This is a genomic window from Robertmurraya dakarensis (assembly GCF_900156875.1).
GTDB classification, from domain to species: domain Bacteria; phylum Bacillota; class Bacilli; order Bacillales; family Cytobacillaceae; genus Robertmurraya; species Robertmurraya dakarensis.
In genome coordinates this window covers 655813-663353 of sequence record NZ_LT707408.1, presented here as the reverse complement: position 1 = coordinate 663353, position 7541 = coordinate 655813, and the positions used below count along the sequence as shown (strand labels likewise).

The following is a 7541-nucleotide window of genomic DNA, read 5'->3' as shown; positions in this document are numbered from 1 at the left end:
CGGCGAGTGTGGACCCGTCCTCCTTCATGAAATGGACATGATGGGACTTCAAGCTTACATCTACACCAACAAGCATTTGTGACATACCAATCACCTCCAGTATGTAAGTTAATCAAGAACGTTCAGACCTGGGTGCCCACGGGAATCATCGATGTCTTCCTCGTCATCAGCACTCAAAGAAAAGAAGTCCATCATGAGCGCTACACTCACTTCTTTTACGGCGGCGCAACCAGTGGTTAGACCTTCAATAATGAACCATGGGTAGCAGGCTTATGAAGCAGTACACCAAAGTGTCCGCAAGGGGGAGAAGCAATATCCTGATACGATCCTGTCGGTTCCATTGTCCCATGAGCAGGTCTATGAACGCTATAAAAAAATGACGGAGTAAAACGCTGGAGCTTCCTCCATTCTCCGCCATTTCTCGATATTCAGTTAAAGGCATTTCAAAGAAGCAGTAGGGAAACTATCCCCCTGCGAAATAAGAACAACACATTAATCTATTATTGATAGTTTGAACTTTACCTCGGCTTCCCCATCAGGTGGGTGAAACAAGGGTAAAACTAAAATATTTAAGATGGGGAAGCCGAAAGGCTAACCTTGATAACCTATAGGAATCTAGAGTGAATTTTAGAGGATCCGGATCAACTGGAAATTCTTCTAGAAAGAGCTCTTACTAGTACTATACGAGGGGGATTTATCATGACAAATGATCATAAACAAAGAATAGTAGATAGTGTTCCTCAAAAGGGTTTTTTCGGTCACCCTAAGGGCTTGTTTACTCTTTTCTTTACTGAGTTTTGGGAACGATTTTCATACTATGGTATGAGAGCCATCCTCGTTTTCTATATGTACTATGAAGTGTCAAAAGGCGGATTGGGAATCGATGAATCTACCGCCCTTGCCATCATGTCTATCTATGGCTCACTAGTGTATATGTCTGGAATTATCGGTGGATGGCTGGCAGACAGAATCTTTGGTACGTCCAAAGCTGTATTCTATGGCGGAATTTTAATCATGCTTGGTCATATTGTATTAGCGGTACCTGGAAGCATCTCGATGTTTTTTATTTCCATGGTATTGATCGTAATCGGAACAGGTTTACTAAAGCCTAATGTTTCAAGCGTTGTTGGAGAAATTTACAGTGAAAAAGATGACCGTCGCGATGCTGGGTTCAGTATTTTCTATATGGGAATCAACCTAGGAGGCTTCACTGCTCCACTCATTGTCGGAGAAGTTGGATTAAAGTATGATTTCCATCTCGGCTTCGGAATTGCTGCAGTCGGAATGTTCATTGGATTATTAGTCTTTTTAATAACAAAGAAGAAATCTCTTGGTTTAGCAGGAACCTTTGTTCCTAACCCGCTTTCACCATCAGAAAAGAAAAAGGTATATACTCGTTTTGGTATAGGCGCCATCATTCTCGTAATTTTAATTGCTGTTACCATTCCAATGGGTATCTTAACATTCGATAGCTTTATTGCTTTAGTAGGTGTTCTTGGAATTGGGATTCCAATTGTCTACTTTACGGTCATGTATCGCAGTCCAAAAACAACTGCTGTAGAACGTTCACGTTTGATTGCTTATATTCCTTTATTTATAGCATCTGTTATGTTCTGGGCTATTCAGGAACAAGGAGCAACCATTCTTGCTAATTACGCGGATAAACGTACAGATCTAGAATTTGCAGGCTTCAGTATTTCTCCTGCTTGGTTCCAATCGTTAAATCCATTATTTATTATCATTTTGGCACCTGTTTTTGCATGGATGTGGGTAAAATTAGGCAAACGCCAGCCATCCATTCCTAAAAAGTTTTCTTTTGGATTATTGTTCGCTGGATTATCTTTCTTAGTTATCCTCATCCCAGGCTATTTAGCAGGAACGGATTCATTGGTAAATCCATTATGGTTAGTGCTTAGCTATTTCATTGTTGTGCTCGGTGAATTGTGCTTATCACCTGTTGGACTTTCAGCAACAACCAAATTAGCGCCTGCTGCTTTCTCTGCACAGACGATGAGCTTATGGTTCTTATCCAATGCTGCAGCGCAGGCGATTAACGCTCAAATTGTGAAATTCTACTCAGCAGAGACGGAGATCACGTACTTTGGTGTAATCGGAGGCATCTCGATCTTATTAGGGATCATCCTCTTCCTATTAGCACCTAAAATTCAAGGTTTTATGAAAGGCGTACGATAAAATAAAGAGCCCTCAGGGGCTCTTTATTTATGTTCACATGGATCATGCTCGTTCTTTCCATTGATCACTTTTAACTGTCTTGATTTTCGCGATGAAATAATAATATTTATAAATGATTATTAAGACTAGCAGCACTCTTACATATACAATTTGAACATTTATAAAAGCAATGATAATCATCGTATCTGCAAATAAATTAAGCATTACCTTTTGCTTCAAGGTCATACTTTTATTTCGCAAAAAGCTTTCAACATGCTTTTTATATAAATCAGTTCCCTTGAACCAAGTCTCAAACTTAGTGGATCCTTTCACAAAGCAGAAAGAGGCAAGCAATAAAAGTGGAGTTGTCGGCACAACCGGCAGAACGATTCCTAAAATGCCGAGACCTAAAGACAGGAATCCCGCTATGATGAATAATATATTTTTAATTTTTCTAATGATGACCACCTCTTAAAAGCCCCTCTTCATAAGCTTCACCGAAATCCACAGAGAAACTTCCTTTACACAAGCTTAATTTTACTTCATTATGTCATAATCCCACCCCAAAATCTAATGATTAACCACGATAAAAAAATCGGTACCAGGTACCGCAAAAAGACAAAACCACCAAATCTGTCCATCTGCGGTACCTGGTACCTAAATCATTATTTGTTCACAATTAAGTCATTTTCTGGTTTTATATAATCAATCTCAAATCCGAGGTCGATAAGCATTTGATGGTCAGCAGAAGATTCTTGCCCTTCTGTTGTCAAATAGTCGCCGACGAAAACAGAATTTGCTGGGTAAAGGCCCAACGGCTGCAAACTTCGTAAGTTCACTTCTCTTCCTCCGGAGACTCGGATTTCTTTACTTGGATTAATATAACGCATAAGTGAAAGCACCTTTAAGCAGTATCTAGGATTCAGCTCATTAGTCCCTTCTAATGGTGTACCATCAATCGCGTGTAGAAAGTTCACTGGAATGGAATCGGCGTCAATGGCCTTCAAACTTTTCGCCATACTAATCACATCCTGCATCGTTTCTTTCATGCCTATGATCACACCGGAACATGGCGAAATTCCTTGTTGCTTTATTAATTCAACCGTGTCGACTCGATCTTGATAAGTGTGGGAAGTTGTAATGAATTCATGATGATTTTCTGAGGTATTGAGGTTATGATTATATCGATCGACCCCTGCCTCTTTTAATCTAGCAGCTTGATCTGGCTGTAAAATACCGAGGCATGCGCAAATCTTTAGATTGTATTGATCTTTTATCTCCTTAACAGCGGATGCTACCTTATCAATCTCTTTATTGCTTGGTCCTCTTCCGCTTGCCACTATACAATATGTACCGACATTTAGTTCATGTGCACGCTTAGCACCTTTCAGTATCTCATCTTTATCCAGCATAGAGTATTTTTCTATTGGCGCCTTAGAAATACTAGATTGGGAACAATATCCGCAGTTTTCAGGACAAAGACCAGACTTTGTATTCATAATCATATTTAACTTTACTTTATTTCCATAGTAGTGGTGGCGAATGACATATGCACCATTCAACACTTCAAGCAGTTCCTCATCTGGGCTAGTTAACAATTTCAGACTCTCATCGTCCGTCAGTTCATAACCTTCTAATACAGCGTATGCTAGTTGTTTCCAGTAACTCATTATTATTTCCTCCTCGAATTTTTAAGCACTTCGTCTTAATCTTCTAAAATAACTCTTTGATAACACATTTACCTCAAATCGATGTGCAAACATCGCAGCCCCAATGGATAAGAGAATATCCTTCGGCAAAGGTACAACCATCCATAGCCATGCTAGTCTATATGTAAAACCATCCGGTGCCGCAGCCCATAACTTGTAAGCAAAATACATCCAGTTCGTTCCAAAAAGGTAGTTAATAGCCATCCCAATGAGAGAGGCATACACATATGTAGTTAATGTTTTCTTGTATTCTATTAACTTACCAACAACATAGGCTGTAAAAATAAAAGAAACAATAAAACCAAAAGTCGGGCTTAATAAATGGGAAATCCCTCCACTAAATTTCGCAAACACTGGAGCACCTGCTAACCCTACAAAAGCGTAAACGATCATCGCGATAGCTCCTAATCTACTTCCCAAAATCGCACCTGCCAAAATAGCAAAGAATGTCTGCAGCGTGATCGGAACACCGCCAACCACCATAAACGGAGCAATTGTTGTAATGTTAGCTCCTATTGCCATCAATGCCACAAACATCCCCACCAAGCTAATATCCATAGCATTCAGTTTTGATTTCACCGTCGTCCACCTCCATAATTTTTAGAATAATTAAATAGTAATGATTTTTTCTTTTAATGTCAACCTATTCTTAAAATTAGTTAACATATAAACTAAAAAGGTACCAGGTACCACAAAAAGACAAATAAGCTGTTTTTGTCCTTTTGCGTTACCTGGTACCTGCTGAGTATCCTTTTATACTAAATTAAACGTTACCCTATACCTTACTATTGACGATGAAATCATTCTTGTAAAATAACAATGTTTTTGTACTTTTATTAAACTAATGCTTTCTTTCCATTCCATCCCATTTCAACTGCTGCTGTTTCACGGAATGATTCAGGTGATCCAAGGTGATTTTCTAATGCGCGAGCACGCTTTAGGAAAAAGTGGCAATCAAATTCCCATGTAAAGCCCATACCACCATGGTTTTGAATATTTTTACCAGCGATATCTAAGTAAGCTTCACTGCTGAAAGAACGAGCAAGAGCTACTGCTTCAACCATATCATCTGTTTTATTTTCAACCGCCCATGAAGCATAGTATGAAAGTGAACGAGCGCTGTCCATATCTAACTTCATATCAACGATTCGGTGCTTAATCGCTTGGAAACGGCCGATTGGCTGACCAAATTGCTCACGTGTCTTTGCATATTCCGTAGACATTTCAACGACGCGGTCCATACCGCCAACCATTGTAGAAGTTAATGCCGCATTTAAGTGAATAAGTCCTGATTGAAGGATTCCCCAGCCAGCATTCTCAGGTCCTAACAATTGTGCTTTTGGTACTCTCACTTCATTGAAAGTAACCTGCACCATTTTTCTTGTTTCGTCCATGCTGATTTGCTTTTTTGTATCAAGAGTTACTTGATCAGCATCTACGATTACTAAGGAAATACCATATTCACTATTCGTTCCTCCTGTACGAACAGGCACAATCAATGTATCAGCAATATCACCATGCGGAACAAGGATTTTCGTTCCTTGAAGAACATACTCGTCACCGCTGACTTTTGCTTGTAATTGAACTTCAGACGGCGCTAATTCTCCGCTTGCTTCAAGAACCGCAAGAGTAACTTTTCTCTTTCCTTCAGCAATGGAAGGCAAATACTTTTGCTTCTGTGCCTCTGTGCCATATGCTTGTAATAAAGGAACAGCAAATGCAACCGTTTCTGGGTATGGACCAGGAACAACCACGCGGCCCATTTCTTCTAAAATTGGAACAAGTGTTAAGTCACCAAGTCCTAAACCACCATATTCCTCTGAAATAGTGATTCCCATGTAACCAAGGTCACCTAAACCTTTCCATAATTCTTCTAATACTTCTTCCTTACCTTCCATATAGCTGCGAGGAATTGTTAAATCACCTTTTGATTCTAAAAATTGACGTGTTTGATTTTGAAATAATGTTTGTTCTTCATTTAATGCAAAATCCATTTTTTCCACCTCCGAGTTTTCGATCCACTTTTTCTTTTATTAAAAAATATGAGTTTAATAAGATGATTAATGCTTAATATCCTTAGGTAATTTAAGTATACGTTCACCAACGATATTTCTTTGAATTTCAGAAGTACCGCCTTCAATTGTATAAGCGAAAGAACGAAGCCAATCTTTCTGCCAATTTGCGTTAACCGGTGCATCTTCTTTCCATAATTGACCGTTTGCTCCCTGAATAGATACGCCAAACGCCAGCATCTGCTGTCCTAATTCACTGGAAGCAAGCTTATCCAATGAACCTTCAGGACCTGGTCGTCCATTGCGGATCGTATCTGTTAAATGACGATAGTAGTTTAATAGAAGGGCTCTTGTTTTAGCACGGAAACCAACTAGTTTTTGACGAACAATTTGATCTTCAATTAGCGGTCGGCCGTTCTTTTCTAATGTCTTCGCCATGTCAGCTAGCTCATCAAACAACTTTTGAAGTCTAAATGTTTGCTTCGCAACACCCACACGTTCATGGCTTAATAGAATTAGACCTACTCTCCAGCCATCGCCAACTTCTCCTACTACATCAGCTTCGTAAGCAACTGCATCATTTAAAAATACTTCGTTAAAATCGTAAGCATCATTGATTTGGTGAATCGGTCTTACTTCTACACCAGGCTGGTGCATATCAATAAGGAATGCTGTAATTCCTTCATGCTTCTTGCCAGTATTCTCTGTTCTTGCTAGCAAGAAACACTTATCTGCAAGATGCGCAAATGAAGTCCAAACCTTTTGACCATTGATGATCCACTTATCCCCTTGCTTCACAGCACGAGTTTGAATCGCTGCTAAGTCAGAACCTGCACTTGGTTCAGAGTAGCCCTGACACCAAATTTCATCTCCATTTAAAATCTTTGGAACATAAGTTTCTTTTTGGTAGTCTGTTCCAATCTGCAATAAAGTTGGACCTACCATTGCAGTCCCAATTGTATTAATAATTGGCGGCGCCTTCACCTTTGCCATTTCTTGTTCAAAAATGACTTCTTCAACTAGTGTTGCACCTCTTCCACCGTATTGCTCAGGCCAAGAGATCCCTGCCCATCTTCCTTCTGATAGTTTTCTCTGCCAATCTCTTAAAAAGGCAGCTCTTTCATTTTCCTCTTCTGGATACTCAAAAGTACCATCCAGCCAGCCCTCAGGCAGGTTATCTTGCAACCATGTTCTTAATTCATTACGAAAAGCTTCTTCCTTCGCAGTATACGAGAAATCCATCTTTATCATCCTTCCCATTATCAAATTGCATGTCTATATTTATTCAAAAGCATTGCTGAATATATCATTTCTAATAAATCTAACAAACTATTCTTTAAAGATGACACTCAATCCATAATTCGATAGACCTTTTAACAAGTATTCTGTGTATGTCTTCTTGTTTGCATAAATAGAACCTAAAACTGTAAGCGCTTTTCTAATAGTGAAAAAAGAAATACCTTTAATAAACTACGAAAAACCTTTTATAGTTCTATGTAACAAAGATACGCAGACTTGCCCCCTTTCGTTTTAACTGCGAATCATTTCTAGCATGCAGTTAAAATGGTCGGTTATGAATATTCAGTTTTTTAAATTACTGTTTAATTTAAATATACACAAATATTAGGAATATTCAATATTTTTTTGA

At 38.9% G+C, this 7541-nt stretch carries 6 protein-coding genes; 1 reads left to right on the top strand and 5 read right to left on the bottom strand.

All coding sequences use genetic code 11. The features are described 5' to 3' along the window. Nucleotides 1–699 precede the first annotated feature (699 nt). Nucleotides 700–2193, top strand: coding sequence for a peptide MFS transporter (locus CZ487_RS04385; RefSeq protein WP_077210959.1), 1494 nt, complete (start codon nt 700–702; stop codon nt 2191–2193). A 42-nt stretch (nt 2194–2235) separates the two neighbouring features. On the opposite strand, the gene CZ487_RS04380 is transcribed toward CZ487_RS04385, so the two are convergent. The 5 genes from CZ487_RS04380 to CZ487_RS04360 all read right to left on the bottom strand — a co-directional run bounded on the left by CZ487_RS04380 (nt 2236) and on the right by CZ487_RS04360 (nt 7135). After that, entirely contained in the window at nt 2236–2640 is a 405-nt protein-coding gene (locus tag CZ487_RS04380) for a YbaN family protein (RefSeq protein ID WP_237562798.1), read from the bottom strand. 197 nt (nt 2641–2837) lie between these two features. Continuing rightward, nucleotides 2838–3842, bottom strand: a complete 1005-nt coding sequence (gene bioB, locus CZ487_RS04375) for a biotin synthase BioB (protein ID WP_077210958.1) — start codon at nt 3840–3842, stop codon at nt 2838–2840. Between the two features lie 21 nt (nt 3843–3863). After that, entirely contained in the window at nt 3864–4439 is a 576-nt protein-coding gene (locus tag CZ487_RS04370; RefSeq protein ID WP_202617810.1) for a biotin transporter BioY, read from the bottom strand. Between the two features lie 278 nt (nt 4440–4717). After that, nucleotides 4718–5875 (bottom strand): acyl-CoA dehydrogenase family protein, encoded by a 1158-nt coding sequence (locus CZ487_RS04365; protein WP_077210956.1) that lies wholly within the window; start codon nt 5873–5875, stop codon nt 4718–4720. Between the two features lie 66 nt (nt 5876–5941). Continuing rightward, nucleotides 5942–7135: an acyl-CoA dehydrogenase family protein gene (locus tag CZ487_RS04360; RefSeq protein ID WP_077210955.1), complete on the bottom strand. Its 1194-nt coding sequence runs from the start codon at nt 7133–7135 to the stop codon at nt 5942–5944. Nucleotides 7136–7541: the final 406 nt, after the last annotated feature.

Coding starts and splice junctions, on each gene's coding strand:
- bioB (WP_077210958.1), bottom strand. CDS start 3,842: ATGAGTTACTGGAAACAACTAGCATACGCTGTATTAGAAGGTTATGAA.
- CZ487_RS04385 (WP_077210959.1), top strand. CDS start 700: ATGACAAATGATCATAAACAAAGAATAGTAGATAGTGTTCCTCAAAAG.
- CZ487_RS04360 (WP_077210955.1), bottom strand. CDS start 7,135: ATGGATTTCTCGTATACTGCGAAGGAAGAAGCTTTTCGTAATGAATTA.
- CZ487_RS04365 (WP_077210956.1), bottom strand. CDS start 5,875: ATGGATTTTGCATTAAATGAAGAACAAACATTATTTCAAAATCAAACA.
- CZ487_RS04370 (WP_202617810.1), bottom strand. CDS start 4,439: ATGGATATTAGCTTGGTGGGGATGTTTGTGGCATTGATGGCAATAGGA.